Below are 16,163 nucleotides of genomic sequence, written 5' to 3'. Positions count from 1 at the left end.
CCCTCACTTCGACAGGCGGTCCAGAATGAGCGGGCCCAGGTCGGTGACATCGCCCGCGCCCATGGTGAGAACGAGATCACCGGGCTTCGCCATTCCCGCGACCAGGTCGGGCACCTCGGCCTTGTCGTGCACCGGCGTCACCTCGGCGCCGACGGCGCGGGCCGCCTCGATGATCAGCTCGCTGGTGACACCGGGGATCGGGTCCTCGCGGGCCGGATAGATGTCGAGGACGAGCGAGGAGTCCGCGAGGGTGAGGGCGTCGCCCATCTCCTTGCCGAGCTCCTGCGTGCGGGAGAAGAGGTGGGGCTGGTAGACGACCAGGATCCGGGCGTCCCCGGCGGCCGAGCGCATGGCCTCCAGGTCGGCCGTCATCTCGGTCGGGTGGTGGGCGTAGGAGTCGATGACCTGGACGCCCGCGACCTCGCCCTTCAGCTGGAGCCGCCGCTTCACACCCGTATAGGCCGCCAGGGCGGGGGCCAGCTCGGCGACCGGCACGCCCAGCGCCGCGCCCGCCGCGAGGGCGGCCACCGCGTTGAGCGCGTAGTGGCGGCCCGGGACCGAGACCGTGAAGGTGAGCTCTCGGCCGTCGAGGAGGACGGTGACCTCGCTCTTGAGTCCCTGCGGCACCACCGACAGGACACGCACGTCGGCGCCCTCGGCCTCCCCGTAGGTCACCACCCGCACATCGCGGGCCGTGACCCGGCGGGTCAGCTCCCGGGCCCCCTCCTGGTCCGCCGAGATCACCAGGGTGCCGCCCTCGGTGATGCGGTCGGTGAACGTCACGAAGGACTCGTAGATCTCGTCCATCGAGGCGTAGTTGGCGTGGTGGTCGAGCTCGACGTTCAGGACGATCGCGACGTCGGGGGCGTACTTGTGGAAGCTGCGGTCCGATTCGTCCGCCTCGGCGACGAAGATGTCGCCGTCGCCGTGCAGGGCGTTCGAGCCGGGGGCGTCGAGGTCGCCGCCGATGGCGTACGACGGCTTCAGGCCCAGCTCGGTCAGGGAGACGGCCAGCATCGACGTCGTGGTCGTCTTGCCGTGCGTTCCGGCGACGGCGATCGGGCGCAGCCCGTCCATCAGCGACGCGAGCGCGTCGGAGCGGTGCACCACCTCGATGCCCAGCTCGGCGGCGCGGACCAGCTCGGGGTTGTCCTTCCGGATCGCCGACGACACGACGACACAGCTGGCGTCGTCCGCGAGGTGCTCCGCCGCGTGCCCGATGTGCACGGTCGCCCCGAGCGCCCGCAGCGCCTCGGCGGTCGCGGACTCCCGGGCATCACTGCCGGCCACCTTGGCCCCACGCTGGGCGAGGATCTTCGCGATCCCGGACATCCCGGCCCCGCCGATGCCGATGAAGTGCGGTCGGTCCATGGCGGTGGGAAGGCCGGGTGCCATGCGTGTTCTCCCAGGATTGCGATACGACGGTGAGGCCCCAGCCTATGGGGTGGGGAGGTGGGCCTCGCGAACGGGACGCGGGTGACCGCGCCTACCCAGGGGCGCGGGGCTGTGTCGATATGCGGCTCCGCCGCGTGGTCGCGAGCAACCACGACGGACCCGCACCCGGCAAACTCCTGCACCCCTGAGGCACTACACCTCGCTGTGCGAGAAAAGCTTCAGCACCGGCACCCCCACCTTGTGCCGAGCCCTCGAAGCCCAGTCCCGGTGGAAGAACTCCTCCACGTAGTGGGGATCGGTCAGCACGATCACCTCGTCCGCACCCACCTCGTCGACCACACCCTTCAGCACGTCAAGAGGGTGATCTTCCACCAGCCGCCCCTCCGCTCCACCGCCGGAGGCGGCCCGCAGCGCCGTGAGCGACACCTCCAGCGCCCGCTCCCCCGTGCTCAGGGCCTCCTGGCCCTCGGGGGTCTCCCCCTCCCGTACCGCCTCGTCCAGCTCGCCGAGCGCGATGTCGTCGATGGCGCGCAACAACCTGTCGGCCTGCTCGCCCCGCGGCTGGAGCAGCACATGGAACGAGACCTGCTCGTCCCCGTGCAAGGTGGTGACGAACTCCACGTCGGCCGACGTCAGGGCCTTCTCGATCATCAAAACGCTTGTGAACACCGGGCGCCCCTTCTGCGGAAACCATCCTGCCCCGTGCTCGCACGGGGACTGCGAGTTTTAGTGTGCCCGGCGGAAGCTAAACGGAACGGTGGATTCCGCCGTTTCGGGAGCACGGCATGCAGAGAACCCGTTTCCGGTCCGGCCCAACCTCACGTCCGCCGGTACCGCCCGAACAGAAAGCCCTCCTCCTCCAGCAGCGACACCAGCTCGAACCGTTTCGGGACCGCCACCGACGGTCCCCCGGCGATGCGCTGGGCGTCTCCGGCGGTGAGCATCGGGGAGATCGTCAGACAGAGCTCGTCGAGCACCCCGGCGGCCACCAGCTGCCCGAGCATCCGTGGGCCGCCTTCGGTCAGCAGCCGGGTGTGACCGAGCTCGGCGAGGGCCTGGACGGCCCGTACGGGGTCCACGCCGACGCCGTCACCGGCGATCACCACCCGGGCGCCCGCCTTCTCCGCGGCGGCGACCCGGTCCGGCGCCGCGGCGGCGCCCGTGAGGATCAGGGTGGGCACGGCGGGCGAGGTGAAGAGCGGCAGGCCGTAGTCGAACTCCAGGCCGGCGCTCACCACCGCGATCGCCGGCGCGGGGGCCTGTCCGGCCGCCTCACGCGCCTCGGCGAACTCCGCACGCACGCGCGCCGGACGGTACCCCTCCTGACGTACCGTTTCGGCGCCGACCATCACGACGTCCGCCAGCGCCCGCAGTGTGCCGAAGATCCGCATGTCGGTCGCGGTGGAGATGGGCTGCGAACGGCCGTCGTGCTGAGCGGCCCCGTCCAGCGTGGACACCATGTTGGCCCGCAGCCAGGGCTGCGGAGCGCCGGGCGCGGACTCGGGATAGGCGTAGGCGGCGGCAAGCTCGGCAAGGCTCCACTCCCGCTCGACGGGATCACCCCCGGCCGAACCGCCAAGGGCCCTGGTAGCTGTCTCGTCGGTCACAGGGAACAGGCGTCGCATGTCAAGGAGTGTGGCACGGCGCTTAGCATGGTGAACCGTGTCGTCCTCCTCCGCCGCGTCCCAGCCGAGCCCGATAGCCGAAGCGAGCCCGCTGTCCCTGTGCGCCCGCGAGCCGCATGTCCCGGCGGACCGGCTGGTCGCCGAGATGGTGCCGCCGCCGCGCTTCGACTCGGTTCGCTTCAGCACGTACATCCCGGACCCGAACCAGCCCAGCCAGATCGAGGCGGTCGGGGTCCTGGAGTCCTTCGCCGGCGGGCTCGGCGGGGCGCACGCGAGCGGCGCGGGGAAGGCCAAACGCGGTTTCCTCGGGTTCGGCAGGGCAAAGGCGTCCAAGGTGCCGGCGGGCCCCCGCGGCGTCTACCTCGACGGTGGCTACGGCGTCGGCAAGACCCACCTGCTCGCCTCCCTCTGGCACGCCACCCCGGCCGAGCCGTCCCTCAAGGCGTTCGGCACGTTCGTGGAACTGACCAACCTCGTCGGCGCCCTCGGTTTCCAGCAGACGGTGCAGACCCTCTCCGGTCACCGGCTCCTGTGCATCGACGAGTTCGAGCTCGACGACCCCGGCGACACCGTCCTCGTCTCCACCCTGCTCGGCAAGCTCGTCGACGCGGGCGTGGCACTCGCCGCCACCTCCAACACCCTCCCCGGCAAGCTCGGCGAGGGCCGCTTCGCGGCGGCCGACTTCCTGCGGGAGATCCAGGGGCTGTCGGCCCACTTCCGCCCGCTGCGCATCGACGGCGAGGACTACCGCCACCGCGGTCTGCCCGAGGCACCGGCGCCGTACTCCGACGAACAGGTGACCAAGGCGGCGTACGCGACCGAGGGCGCGTCGCTCGACGACTTCCCGCATCTGCTGGAGCACCTCGCCCGCGTCCACCCCAGTCGTTACGGCGCGTTGACCGATGGCTTGGAGGCCGTGTGTCTCACCGACGTCCAGCCGATTCCCGACCAGTCCACCGCGCTGCGGCTCGTCGTGCTCGCGGACCGGCTCTACGACCGTGAAGTCCCGGTCCTGGCCGCCGGACAGCCGTTCGACAAGCTGTTCAGCGAGGAGATGCTCAACGGCGGGTACCGCAAGAAGTACTTCCGCGCCATCTCACGACTCACCGCGCTGGCCCGCGACGCCAAGAGCCTGGTAACCCACTAATCCCCCCTGGTCAAGGGGTGGTTCAAGCCAAGCCACCCTCGCATTTCAGGCTCTCTTCAGCTCGAAACGTTAAGTTAACCCTGCAAACGACTTTGCCGGGTTAACGTGTTTCTTGACCAACGGTTGACCAAGCATTGGCGTGCACCATAGGTGTGAACTTTCTGGAGGGGGGCGCATGTTCCGAGGTACGACGGCACGGACCGTGGTTTCCGTCCTCGCCGCCCTCCTGCTCGCCCTCCAGTTCTTCACACCCAGCGGATCCTTCGCACACGCGCATACGGTCAGTCAGGCAAAGGCCAAGGCTCAGCCCGGAATCAAATCCTCCGGCAAGGCGTTGCGCGACGAGACCCTCACGTTCCGCCACTGCGCGCCATCAGGTGACGGGGACCCGACCGGTCCGCTGCGCACCCGCGACCACCTGCGCCACGCCGACTCCGGGCCCCAGCCGCCCGACCGCCCGTTGCTCACCCGGGACCCCGCGTCCGCGCACCAGCCGGGCACACCCGGCATCGCGCATGAACGCACGTCGAGATCCTCGACGTCCCACACTCCGGCGGGGCTTCAGATCTTCCGCTGCTGAGAAGCAGAGCGATCCCCCCCCCCACCTCTGTCATGTAAAAACCCCGACGCGCCAATGAGACGCGCCAGGAGGAGTCACCACACATGCAGCCCCTCATCGACAACGCCCGTACGTTCGGACAGCGCCCTGAGGAGTTCGCCAAACTGGCCGCAGGGCAGTCGCCGCAGGTCCTCTTCATCACCTGCTCCGACTCCCGGGTCGTTCCGGCCCTGATCACGGGCGCCCGCCCCGGCGAGCTCTTCGAGCTGCGCACCGCGGGCAACATCGTCCCGCCGTACGCCTCGGAGCACCCCACCAGCGAGGCCGCCACCATCGAGTACGCCGTGGAGGTCCTCGGCGTCAGCGAGATCGTGGTCTGCGGCCACTCCCACTGCGGAGCCGTCGGCGCGCTGGTGCGCGGCGACGACCTGGACGCCGTACCGGCCGTGCGCGACTGGCTCTCGCACGCCACCCCCCGCCCGACGGGCGCCGTGGAGGACCCGGAGGTCGCCGAAGGCGTCCAGGCCCATGTGCTGACGCAGCTGCTGCGGCTGCGGTCGTACCCCTGCATCGAGAAGAAGCTGAAGGAGCGTCAACTGAACCTGCACGCCTGGTACTACGAGGTGCACAAGGGAGCCGTGCGCGTCCACAGCTCCGAGACCGACGCGTTCGAAGCGCTGTGATCGGCATGATGACCAAATTCCCCCACCTGCGGCAGGACTTCGCCGCCTCGTTGGTCGTCTTCCTGGTCGCGCTGCCGCTGTGCGTCGGCGTCGCGGTCGCCTCCGGAGTGCCGGCCGAGCTCGGCCTCGTCACCGGCATAGTCGGCGGCATCGTCACCGGCCTGATGCGCGGCAGCAGCCTTCAGGTCTCCGGACCGGCCGCCGGTCTGACCGTGCTGGTCTTCGAGGCCGTCCAGGAGTTCGGGCTGCCGGTCCTCGGTGTGCTCGTGCTCGCCACCGGTCTGCTCCAGCTCCTCATGGGCGCCCTGAAGCTGGGGCGCTGGTTCCGGGCCATCTCGGTCTCCGTCGTCGAGGGCATGCTGGCCGGTATCGGCCTTGTGCTCATCGCCGGACAGCTCTACTCGGTCGCGGACGCCAAGGCGCCCGCCTCCGGCCTGGAGAAGATAGCCGGGCTTCCCGGCGCGCTCGCCGAAGCCGTCGGGAACACCGAAGCGCTGGCCTCGATCGGGCTGGGCGCGGGCACCATCGCCGTACTGGTGCTGTGGAAGCGGATGCCGCGCCAGGTGCGTACGGTTCCGGGACCGCTCGCCGCGGTGGGCCTCGCGACGCTGGTGTCCGTGGTGTTCGCCCTGCCGGTCGCCACCGTCGAGGTCAAGGGCCTGCTGGGCGCCATCCAGCCGCCGTCCATGAGCGCCTTCGGCGAGCTCGCCAACATCGGCGTGCTGGCCACGGTCGTCGCCTTCACGCTCATCGCGTCGGCCGAGTCGCTGTTCAGCGCCGCGGCCGTGGACCGGCTGCACGACGGCCCGCGCACCGAGTACGACAAGGAACTGATGGCGCAGGGCGCGGGCAACACGGTCTGCGGCGTCCTGGGCGCACTGCCGATGACCGCGGTCATCGTGCGCAGCTCGGCCAACGTCCAGGCGGGCGCGAAGACCAAGGCGTCCCGGGTCATGCACGGCGTGTGGCTGCTGCTGTTCGCGGCGCTGCTGCCGGCCACGCTGGCGCTGATCCCGATCCCCGCGCTGGCGGGCATCCTGGTCCACTCGGGCTTCAAGCTGATCCCCTTCCGCGGGATCGTCTCCCTGTGGCGGGGCCACCGGGGCGAGGCGCTGATCCTGGTCGTCACCGCCGTCTCGATCGTCGCGGTGAACATGTTCGAGGGCGTGCTCATCGGTCTGGCCCTGTCGATCGTCAAGACCGCCTGGGAGGCCTCGCACCTGAAGCTGGAGATCATCGACAAGGGCGCCGGACCGATCCAGGCGCACCTGTCGGGCAACGCGACCTTCCTCAGGCTGCCGAAGATCCTCGACAGCCTGGAGGCCCTGCCCCAGGACCGTCCGGTGGAGCTGGACCTGTCCGGGCTGCACCACCTGGACCACGCCTGCCGTACGGCCCTGGAGAACTGGGCCGAGCGCCACAGCGCGGTGGGCACGGAACCGGTGCGGGTCACCGAGGCCGAGCAGGTCTCGGCGACCTGACCGGCGTACACCCCTAGCCCGGTGTCTGGTCCGGGGCCGTCCATGGCCCCGGACCAGATACCGGGCATATCGTTACAAGAGCGTACAGAACGGGCCTCTCCGCAAGGAGGTCGTCATGGTCGAGGAGCTGCTGGGCGTGGCTGCGGGCGTCTGCGCGGCGGGAGCGGTGTACGTCGCGGCCGGCGCTCGGGTCGTCAAGCAGTACGAGCGCGGGGTGATCCTGCGGCTCGGACGCCTGCGGGGCCGGGTGCGCGAGCCGGGGTTCATGCTGATCGTCCCCGCCGTGGACCGGCTGCACAAGGTCAACATGCAGATCGTGACGATGCCCGTGCCCGCCCAGGAGGGCATCACCCGCGACAACGTGACGGTGCGGGTCGACGCGGTCGTCTACTTCAAGGTCGTGGATCCGACGGCCGCGATCATCAACGTCGAGGACTACCGCTTCGCCGTCTCCCAGATGGCGCAGACGTCGCTGCGCTCGATCATCGGCAAGAGCGATCTGGACGATCTGCTGTCCGACCGCGAGAAGCTCAACCAGGGGCTGGAGCTGATGATCGACAGCCCGGCCGTCGGCTGGGGCGTGCAGATCGACCGGGTCGAGATCAAGGACGTGTCCCTGCCGGAGTCGATGAAGCGCTCCATGGCCCGGCAGGCCGAGGCCGACCGCGAGCGCCGGGCCCGGGTCATCAACGCCGACGCCGAACTCCAGGCCTCCAAGAAGCTGGCCGAGGCCGCGCACCAGATGGCCGACGCGCCCTCGGCCCTCCAGCTGCGGCTGCTGCAGACGGTGATGGCGGTGGCGGCGGAGAAGAACTCCACGCTGGTGTTGCCGATCCCGGTGGAACTGCTGCGGTTCCTGGAGCGGGGGGCACAGCCGGCGCCGGAGCACAAGGCCGAGCCCGCCTCCGAGCAGGCGGCCGTGGAGAAGTCCGCCGCGGAATCCGCGCCGGACGCCCCCGGACAGCCCCTTCAGAATTGAACCCTCCCCCAGCTGAAGCAGCGGGATTCCTGGCTCAGGAAGCCCCGCAGGTCAACAACCTGAAGGGGCTTACTCCCTCATCACCAGCCGGGATGGAACCTGCCCGGTTTGTTGAGCAAAGCTCGACTGTGCCGTCTTGGCTCTCGATCGGCACGGTGTGCGCGCTTGGTTCTCGCAACGCACGGCGCACACCTTACCCGATCATGTGGGCGGTCTCTCGCCCTGGAGGCGAAACCCCGTTCTTACCTTGGTGACACACGCTACGCGCGTGGTTCCCGCGACTGGCGCCAAGTGATAGACACGGCGGGGTCACAGCTCCTGTCCGCCAGCAGGAAGGTTGTCCCATGTCCGAGAACACGGCCGTCGACCGTACGTCACGTCGTCAACTCCTTGCCCGTACCGGCGCGTTGGGCGTCTCGATCGCCTTCGCCGGCAATCTCACCGAACTCTTCGCGGGCACCGCCGCCGCGCAGAACCTCGGCCACACCGGATACGGTCCGCTGGTCCCCGACCCGAAGGGCCTGCTCGACCTGCCGGAAGGTTTCTCCTACCGCGTCCTCTCCCGCGAGGGCGACAAGCTCCGCTCCGGCGAGGGACTGGTCCCCTCCAACCACGACGGCATGACGGCCCTGCCCGGCCGGCACGGCCGCGTCCACCTGGTCCGCAACCACGAGAACCGCGCCGACGGCAGGGTTCCCGTCCCGACCGTCGAGGGCCTCACCTACGACCCCGCCGGCAAGGGCGGCTGTACGGCGCTCGCGCTGGACTCCCGTAACCGCGTCCTGTCCGAGCGGGTCGCCATCGCCGGTACGGCCGTCAACTGCGCGGGCGGGCCCACACCTTGGGGCACCTGGCTGACCTGCGAGGAGACCGAGGACCGGGCCGGCACCAACGGCTACACCAAGGACCACGGCTTCATCTTCGAGGTCGATCCGGCGAACCCGCACCGCTCCGGGGCGGTCCCGCTGACCGCGATGGGCCGCTTCCAGCACGAGGCGATCGCGGTGGACCCGCGGCGCGGCGTCGTCTACGAGACCGAGGACGCCTTCCAGAAACCCTTCGGCCTCTTCTACCGCTTCCTGCCCCACCACCCGCACGGCGGTCTGGGCACCCTGCGCGCGGGCGGCCGCCTCCAGGCGATGCGTGTACCGGGCGTCCCCGACCTCTCCTCGATCCAGGAGACCGGCGCGAGCTTCGAGAACATCGAGTGGGTCGACGTACCGGACCCGCTGGCCGCGCAGACCCCCATCCGCCACCAGGACTTCGGACCCAAGGGCATCACCCACGCGCAGAAGCTGGAGGGCTGCTACTGGGGCGGCCGCTCCGTCTACTTCGTCTCCTCCTTCGCGCGCGCGGCCGAGGGCTCGGCGGCGGACCACTACGGGCAGATCTGGCGCTACGACCCCTCCGAGCGCCGCCTGACCCTGGTGATCGTCTTCGGCCCCGACACGGACCTCCAGCTCCCCGGCGAGTCCCCCGACAACATCTGCCTCGCGCCCAGCGGCGGCCTGATGGTCTGCGAGGACGGCAACGGCGCCCAGCACGTCTACGGCGTGACGCGACGCGGGGAGGTGTACGCGATGGCGCGTAACGCCCAGAACATCGGCACGGCCGCAGAGCCGGAGTGGGGCGAGTTCGCGGGGGTCACCTTCTCGCCGGACGGCAGGACGATGTACGTCAACTGCTACACACCGGGCACGACGTTCGCGGTGACGGGACCTTGGCGCAGGTAGCCGCTCCCCCGGGCCTCCACGAGCGGAGGCCATCTCTCCGGCCGGTCCTCCAACCTGTGCGGCATGAACGCTGCGGGGGATCTCGTCGACGGCCGGTTCGAGCTGGTGGAACGGCTGGGCAGCGGAGGTATGGGCACCGTGTGGCGGGCGCGCGACACGGTGCTGCACCGCGAGGTCGCACTCAAGGCGGTGCGGTCCGACGCGGACACGGTCGGCGTGGTGCGCGAGCGGGTGCTGCGGGAGGCGCGGGCGCTGGCCCGGCTCAGCCATCCCCATGTGGTGATGGTCCATCAGATCGTGGACGCCGACCCGCATCCGTGGATCGTGATGGAGCTGGTGCCGGGCGTCTCGCTGCAACGTCGGCTGGACGACGGCGCCTTGTCCCCGGCACGGGCGGCCCGCCTCGGCCGCGAGATACTCGCCGCGCTGCGGGCCGCGCACGCGGCAGGCATCCAGCACCGGGACGTCAAGCCCGCCAACATCCTCCTGCGCCCCGACGGCAACGCCGTCCTCACCGACTTCGGCATCGCCGCCCTCCAGGGCACGACGGCCCTCACGGCCACCGGCGAACTGGTCGGTTCGCCCGAGTACATGGCGCCGGAGAGGATCCGGGGCCATGGCGACGCCCCGTCCGCCGACCTCTGGTCGCTGGGTGTGGTGCTGTACGTGTGCGTCGAGGGCGTCAGCCCCCTGCGCCGCCCCACCACCCTCGCCACGCTGGCCGCCGTACTCGACGACCCGCTCCCGCCCCCGACCCGCTCGGGCCCGCTGACGCCGGTGCTCGAAGCCCTGCTGGTCCGCGACCCGGCCGCGCGCCCGGACGCGGCCCGGCTGGACGCGATGCTGGCGCGGGTGGCGGCGGGGACGACACCCGACCGGGCCGCCCGGCCGACGGTGACCTCCGTGGCGCCGCACCCTGCGCCGGTGTCCACCCAGCTGGACACCCCGCGACCCACGGCGCCTCAGGCGGTGGGCGCGTCTCGCAGCCGTACGCCCCTGCTCGTGGCCGCGACCGCGGTGCTGGCGATCGCCACGGCCACGGCGCTGGTGCTCGCCCTGCGCCCCGGCGACACGGACGGTGACGACAAGGCCCGCGCCACGACGTCGTCACCCGCCACGACACCCACGCCCACTCCCGCCGTACAGAAGCCGGCCCCGGGCACCCCCACCTCCGCCCCGACGCCGACCCCGACGACGCCGGCCGGCCGCTGGGTCGCCCAGCTGCACTCCGAACCCGTCTCCGCCGGCGTCGCCAACCGGGACCGCAGACTCGCCGTCCTGCGCCAGTCCGTACCGGAGGCCGCCGTCCTGCGCAGCGACGACTACGCGTCCCTGCGCGGCGGCTACTGGGTGTTCTACGCCCCCGGCCCCTTCGCCGACGGCCGCGCCGCCCTGACCTTCTGCGCCGAGCGCGACCGAACGACGGCGAACACCTGCATCGGCCGCTATGTGAGCACCCGGCCGGCCGAGTCCACCCTCCAGTGCCGCCCTCCGGCCTCCGCGCCGACGGGCCGCTGCACCCGCGACGACTGAGCACCACGGCCCCGGCGGGCGGGTGACACGTGCCCGACACACCCCCACACATGCCGATATGACTATCTGATCCTCATATCTTCATGCGGTGATCACACGTGTGCGACGCATCACCGCCGTCTGCGCCCTGAGCGGGCTCGCCGCGTGCGGGGCGCCCGAGGCGACCCGCGCTCCCCACCCGGCCCCCAGCGCCACCGCCGCCGTCTCGCCCTCGGCCCGGCCGCCGACGCTCGCCCCCGGCCCCGCCGGCCTGACCCCCGTCTTCGAGCGCGGCCCGCAGACCCGGGAGAAGACCGTCGCCCTCACCTTCGACGCCGACATGACCGCCGACCAGGGATCGCGGGCGGCGCGGGGGGAACGGTTCGACAATCCGGGGCTGGTCACGGCCCTGCGGGAGCTGAAGGTGCCGGCGACCGTGTTCATGACGGGGCGGTGGGCCGAGGAGTATCCGGGGCAGGCCCGGGCCATCGGGCACAACCCGCTCTTCGAGGTCGCCAACCACTCGTACAGCCACCATGCCTTCACCGAGGACTGCTACGGACTGCCGGTCCTCGGGGAGGAGCGGATGCGGGCGGACGTGGAGCGGGCGTATGCCGTGTTCCGGAAGGTGGGGGTCCGTGACGCGCTGCCGTACTTCCGGTTTCCCGGCGGCTGTTATGACCGGCGTGCGCTGAAGGCGCTGACCCCGCTCGGCGTCACCGCCGTGCAGTGGGACGTGGTCAGCGGGGACGCCTTCGCGACGGACGCCCGCGCGGTCGCCCAGGAGGTGCTGGACGGGGTGCGGCCCGGGTCCGTGGTGGTCCTGCACTGCACGCTCAGCGCGGCTCCCACGACCGAGCGGGTGGTCCGGCGCGTCGTACCGGAGCTGCGCGCCAAGGGCTTCCGGTTCGTGAAGGTGTCCGAGCTGATCGGGGCGGCCGGCGCCGTCGGAGGGCGGGACTGAGGCTCGCACGCTGGACGTGTGAGCGAGGACCAGCGAATGCGAGAGTGGGGGAGGCAGGAGACGCAGCGCACGGCCTGTTCCGGATGATCCGCCTGTTCAGGGCGATCTGCGGGACGTGAGCGCGCAGGCCACGGCGATCGCCGCCGCCGTGAGCAGAGCCGCTGCCGCCAGGGGCAGCAGGGGCAGGGGGACCGTGCCCGAGCGGGAGCCGGTGACCAGGCCGCTGACGGCCGCATGCGCCGGGGAGCCGGTCGCCACCACCGCGAGCAGGGCCGCGAGCAGCATCGCCGGGACCGCGCGGCCGGTCGAGCGCAGCAGCGGCCAGGTGGTGAGGGCGCCGACGGCCGTGCCGAGCAGGGCGCAGGCCAGCGTGGCGAGCAGCCCGGCCGCGCCCGCGGGAAGCCGTGGCACGCGCGTCTCGTGGTCCGCGCTCACCGGGTCGCTGATGAGCGTCACGGCGACGGTCGCGACCACGCCCACGGCCGCCGCGGCGGTCAGCGCCACCAGCAGCGCGGCGAGGTGCGCCCGCCCCGGCCCGACCGCGGCGGAGACACAGCTGCGGGCGGCGGTCGGCTCGTTGGTCACGCAGATCCGCACCAGCCAGGCGGCGACGGGCAGCAGGGCCGCGGCCGTGAAGCCGAGCGAGTCGAGGATGGGCTGACCGCCCTGCACGCCGATTCCGAGGAACGCGACGTACAGGATGAAGGGCGGCAGCCAGCGCTGCGAGCGGACCAACAGGGCGGTCTGGTAGCTGAGAAGGGCGGTCATCGGCGGCTCTCGGTGTCGGGGGTCGGCTCCGTCGCGGGCGGGTCCTGGCTCGCGCTCTGCCGGCTCACGCTCACCACGTGCCAGGGCGGGCGGGCCGTCAGCAGGGCGCGCAGGAGCACGTCCGAGTGGGACGCGGGGAGGGTGAGGCGGTGGGTGCCGGGGGCGGGTTCCTCGACGGATATGACCGTGCGGGTCGCGTCGGTGGGGAGATGCCCGCCGCGCGGGCCCTGGACGACGACGACCATGTGCGGGCCGGTGGGGTCCGCGGCCACCTGTTCCGTACGGAGGTCGAGGCCCGCGTCCCGCAAGGTGTACGTCGCGTCGGGCGCCCCCGCCAGGCGGCTCGGGTCGTGGTCCACGAAGACCACGGCGGTACCGGCCGCGGTGCGTTCGGCGACGGCCCGCTCCAACTCGGCGCGGGCGGCGGCGTCGAGGCCGGTCCACGCCTCGTCCAGGACGAGCAGCTCCGGCTCGGCGAGAAGGGCCTGCACGACGGCGACCTTCTGGCTGCTGCCCTTCGACAGCTGGGCCATGGGAGTTCGGGCGTACGCGGCGGCGCCGAAGCGGTCGAGCCATTCCAGCGCGGCCCGGGCGGCCGCGGGGCGGGAGAGGCCGTGCACCTTGCCGAGGTGGGTGAGGTAGCCGACGGCGGTGAAGGGGAGCGCGGTCGGGAAGCGTTCGGGGACGTAGGCCGTGCGGGGGCGGCCGGTGATACGGCCCTCGGTCGGGGCGTCTATGCCGGCCAGGAGGCGCAGGAGGGTGGATTTGCCGGTGCCGTTGGGGCCTTCGACGCGGACGAGGTCGCCGGGGGCCACGGTCAGGTCGACACCACGTAACACCCAGGGACCGCGCAGGCCGTAGCGGCGGCCCACGTTGTCCAGACGTAGATCATGTCGCATGGGGCCCATCCTCTCCCGCCGCGGAACGGATCTTCCGCCTGGCAGACTGGAGGACGTGACCAGTGACCCGGCCGTTCCCGGCGACAGCCCCTTTCGTACCGAGCCTTCGACGCGCGACGAGGCACCTCAGTTCGTCCTGCCGCTCGTCGTCCGCATCGAGCGGGCCGCTCCCCCGGCCCGTACGGACGCGCTGGAAACCGCCGCCCGTGCCGTGCTGGTGATTCTCGGTGACGAGCGCTCGGCCGGCGAGGGCGAGTGGGCGCCGGCCATGCGGGACTGGCAGGACGCCCGTATCCGCAAGGTGGTGCGGCGGGCCCGCGGAGCCGAGTGGCGGCGAGCGGAAGGGCTGCCGGGCATCACCGTCAGCGGCAAGTCGGCCGAGGTGCGGGTCTTCCCGCCCGTGCCGTTGGACGGGTGGCCCAAGGAGCTGGCGAAGCTCCAGGTGTCCGGCACCGATCTCGACGATCCGGAGCCGCCCGTGGACGCCGATCCGTCGGCGCCCGTGCTCTGGCTGAACCCCGAGCTCGACATGTCGGCCGGCAAGGCGATGGCGCAGACGGGGCACGCGGCACAGCTCGCCTGGTGGGAGCTGTCGGACGAGGAGCGGGCCGCCTGGCGTGACGCGGGGTTCCCGCTGGCCGTGCGCCGTGCGCAGCCGCGGCGCTGGCACGAGCTGACGACGGGCGGGCTGCCGGTGGTGCGCGACGCGGGGTTCACCGAGATCGCGCCCGGCTCGTGCACCGTCGTCGCCGACCATCCGGCGCTGCGGCGGACACCGGGCGCCTGAACATCCCCGGCGTTCTGCGCGTACGTCCTTGCAGTGACCGTTCGCGGTGTGCGGGTCGCCGGTCGCAACCTCAAATGTTGCTCTGAAGGTGGCCCCCGAGAGGTTCGGCTCCCGGTACGGGGGCCATACCCCCGTCACATCCGACACGGAGCGGGCCGAGGAGGGGACGATGGAGCGACTGGGTACGGGCATCGGATGGCGTCCGGAGATCGCGGACGCGGTGGAGCGCATGCCGGGCATCGACTGGGTCGAGGCCGTCGCCGAGAACGTCTGCCCCGGGCATCTCCCCGAGTCCCTGGTACGGCTGCGGGAGCGCGGGGTGACGGTGGTCCCGCACGGCGTCTCGCTCGGCCTCGGCGGGGCGGAACGGCCCGACGCCGAGCGGCTGACCGCACTCGCCGAGCGGGTGGAGGCGCTGGGATCCCCGCTGGTGACCGAGCACATCGCGTTCGTACGGGCGGGCGGGCCGCTGACGGCGTCCCCCCGCCTGGAGGCAGGGCATCTCCTGCCGGTCCCCCGCACCCGGGACGCCCTGGACGTGCTGTGCGAGAACGTCCGTATCGCCCAGGACGCGCTGCCCGTGCCGCTCGCCGTGGAGAACATCGCCGCGCTGATCTCCTGGCCGGGCGAGGAGATGACCGAGGGGCAGTTCCTGTACGAACTCGCCGACCGCACGGGGGTGCGGCTGCTGATCGACGTGGCCAACCTGCACACCAACCACGTCAACCGGGGCGAGGACCCGGCCAAGGCGCTCGCCGAGCTGCCGCTGGAGGCCATCGCATACGTCCATGTCGCGGGCGGCTTCGAGCGCGACGGTGTCTGGCACGACAGCCACGCCCACCCCGTCCCGCAGCCGGTTCTGGACGTCCTGACCGACCTCGCGTCCCGGGTGTCCCCGCCGGGGGTGCTGCTGGAGCGGGACGAGAACTTTCCCGAACCGGCCGAGCTGGAGCGGGAGTTGGGGGCTGTCCGGGAGGCGCTGGAGAAGGGGGCGGCCGAGCGGGGGGCTGCTGACGGGCGGGCGACGGAGGCGCGGGCGAGCGCTGAGGGGGTCTCGCGGGGAGCGGCGCCGGAGAGGAGCGCGGCTCCGGCCGGGGACATCGACCCCGCCCGTCAGCGCGTCGCCCTCGCGCAGGCCGCCCTGCTGTCCGCGCTCGTCGCCGGGACGCCCGTGCCGGAGGGGTTCGACCGGGTGCGGCTCGGCGTGCAGGCGCGGGCGCTCGCCGGGAAGCGGGCGGATGTCGTGGCGAAGGTCGCGCCCGAGTTGCCGGTGATCCTCGGGGACGGGTACCGGCGGGCCTTCCTCGGGTACAGCCACGGGCACCCCATGACCGACGGCTACCGGCGCGACGCCCTGGACTTCGCCGCGTATCTGCTGGCCGAGGGGCGGGTCGAGGACACGCGGGTGCGGGCCGGGCTGCGGGAATGGTGGCTGGAGCGGTCGGGACCGAGGCCGCACTCGCGGCGGCCGGGGGTGCGGCTGGCCCGCGCCACGCGCCGGGTGCTGCTGCGGCGCTGAACGACACCGGCTACGCCAACCGCCGTTCCCTCGCTGGACGCGGACGCCCGCGCCGAGTGTGCCGGGGTTAACACCCCCCGCCCGCCACACGGGCGACTTACCCGTTTCCGCC

At 72.0% G+C, this 16,163-nt stretch carries 15 protein-coding genes; 10 read left to right on the top strand and 5 right to left on the bottom strand.

Annotation, left to right across the window (positions count from 1 at the left end; all coding sequences use genetic code 11):
* Nucleotides 1–3: 3 nt before the first annotated feature.
* The 3 genes from murC to ACFU95_RS06195 all read right to left on the bottom strand — a co-directional run bounded on the left by murC (nucleotide 4) and on the right by ACFU95_RS06195 (nucleotide 3,020).
* Nucleotides 4–1,395, bottom strand: coding sequence for a UDP-N-acetylmuramate--L-alanine ligase (murC, locus tag ACFU95_RS06205; protein ID WP_383822471.1), 1,392 nt, complete (start codon nucleotides 1,393–1,395; stop codon nucleotides 4–6).
* A gap of 192 nt (nucleotides 1,396–1,587) precedes the next feature.
* Nucleotides 1,588–2,064, bottom strand: coding sequence for an indole-3-glycerol phosphate synthase (locus ACFU95_RS06200; RefSeq protein ID WP_383822469.1), 477 nt, complete (start codon nucleotides 2,062–2,064; stop codon nucleotides 1,588–1,590).
* Nucleotides 2,065–2,213: 149 nt separating this feature from the next.
* Nucleotides 2,214–3,020, bottom strand: coding sequence for a pyrimidine reductase family protein (locus tag ACFU95_RS06195; RefSeq protein ID WP_383822467.1), 807 nt, complete (start codon nucleotides 3,018–3,020; stop codon nucleotides 2,214–2,216).
* A gap of 37 nt (nucleotides 3,021–3,057) precedes the next feature.
* Here ACFU95_RS06195 and zapE point away from each other — a divergent pair, with 37 nt between their 5' ends.
* The 8 genes from zapE to ACFU95_RS06155 all read left to right on the top strand — a co-directional run bounded on the left by zapE (nucleotide 3,058) and on the right by ACFU95_RS06155 (nucleotide 12,078).
* On the top strand, nucleotides 3,058–4,167 hold the full coding sequence (zapE, locus tag ACFU95_RS06190) for a cell division protein ZapE (protein ID WP_383822464.1): 1,110 nt from the start codon (nucleotides 3,058–3,060) through the stop codon (nucleotides 4,165–4,167).
* Nucleotides 4,168–4,342: 175 nt separating this feature from the next.
* Nucleotides 4,343–4,747 (top strand): hypothetical protein, encoded by a 405-nt coding sequence (locus ACFU95_RS06185; protein WP_383822461.1) that lies wholly within the window; start codon nucleotides 4,343–4,345, stop codon nucleotides 4,745–4,747.
* 83 nt (nucleotides 4,748–4,830) lie between these two features.
* Nucleotides 4,831–5,409, top strand: a complete 579-nt coding sequence (locus ACFU95_RS06180) for a carbonic anhydrase (protein ID WP_383822458.1) — start codon at nucleotides 4,831–4,833, stop codon at nucleotides 5,407–5,409.
* A 5-nt stretch (nucleotides 5,410–5,414) separates the two neighbouring features.
* Nucleotides 5,415–6,890, top strand: coding sequence for a SulP family inorganic anion transporter (locus ACFU95_RS06175; RefSeq protein ID WP_383822455.1), 1,476 nt, complete (start codon nucleotides 5,415–5,417; stop codon nucleotides 6,888–6,890).
* 115 nt (nucleotides 6,891–7,005) lie between these two features.
* Entirely contained in the window at nucleotides 7,006–7,869 is an 864-nt protein-coding gene (locus ACFU95_RS06170) for a slipin family protein (protein ID WP_383822452.1), read from the top strand.
* A 344-nt stretch (nucleotides 7,870–8,213) separates the two neighbouring features.
* Entirely contained in the window at nucleotides 8,214–9,602 is a 1,389-nt protein-coding gene (locus ACFU95_RS06165; protein ID WP_383822449.1) for a PhoX family protein, read from the top strand.
* 63 nt (nucleotides 9,603–9,665) lie between these two features.
* Nucleotides 9,666–11,135, top strand: coding sequence for a protein kinase (locus tag ACFU95_RS06160; RefSeq protein ID WP_383822447.1), 1,470 nt, complete (start codon nucleotides 9,666–9,668; stop codon nucleotides 11,133–11,135).
* Between the two features lie 88 nt (nucleotides 11,136–11,223).
* The gene (locus tag ACFU95_RS06155) at nucleotides 11,224–12,078 is read left to right on the top strand and encodes a polysaccharide deacetylase family protein (RefSeq protein ID WP_383822444.1); all 855 of its coding nucleotides are present in this window, start codon (nucleotides 11,224–11,226) and stop codon (nucleotides 12,076–12,078) included.
* Nucleotides 12,079–12,174: 96 nt separating this feature from the next.
* Here the strand turns inward: ACFU95_RS06155 and ACFU95_RS06150 are convergent, their stop codons facing one another.
* Both ACFU95_RS06150 and ACFU95_RS06145 read right to left on the bottom strand, forming a co-directional pair.
* A complete protein-coding gene (locus tag ACFU95_RS06150; protein ID WP_383822441.1) occupies nucleotides 12,175–12,846 on the bottom strand; it encodes an ABC transporter in 672 nt (223 codons plus the stop codon).
* On the bottom strand, nucleotides 12,843–13,745 hold the full coding sequence (locus tag ACFU95_RS06145; protein ID WP_383822438.1) for an ATP-binding cassette domain-containing protein: 903 nt from the start codon (nucleotides 13,743–13,745) through the stop codon (nucleotides 12,843–12,845). The genes ACFU95_RS06150 and ACFU95_RS06145 overlap by 4 nt, the downstream gene beginning before the upstream one ends.
* 55 nt (nucleotides 13,746–13,800) lie before the next feature.
* Between ACFU95_RS06145 and ACFU95_RS06140 the strand changes: the two genes are divergently transcribed.
* Together ACFU95_RS06140 and ACFU95_RS06135 are read left to right on the top strand one after the other, a co-directional pair.
* Nucleotides 13,801–14,532, top strand: a complete 732-nt coding sequence (locus ACFU95_RS06140) for a peptidyl-tRNA hydrolase (RefSeq protein WP_383822436.1) — start codon at nucleotides 13,801–13,803, stop codon at nucleotides 14,530–14,532.
* A 169-nt stretch (nucleotides 14,533–14,701) separates the two neighbouring features.
* On the top strand, nucleotides 14,702–16,051 hold the full coding sequence (locus ACFU95_RS06135) for a DUF692 domain-containing protein (RefSeq protein WP_383822433.1): 1,350 nt from the start codon (nucleotides 14,702–14,704) through the stop codon (nucleotides 16,049–16,051).
* Nucleotides 16,052–16,163 lie beyond the last annotated feature (112 nt).

The organism is Streptomyces sp. NPDC057623 (assembly GCF_042800355.1).
Lineage (GTDB): Bacteria > Actinomycetota > Actinomycetes > Streptomycetales > Streptomycetaceae > Streptomyces.
Note: the sequence above shows the minus strand (reverse complement) of the source record. Positions and strands in the feature narration are given on the sequence as shown.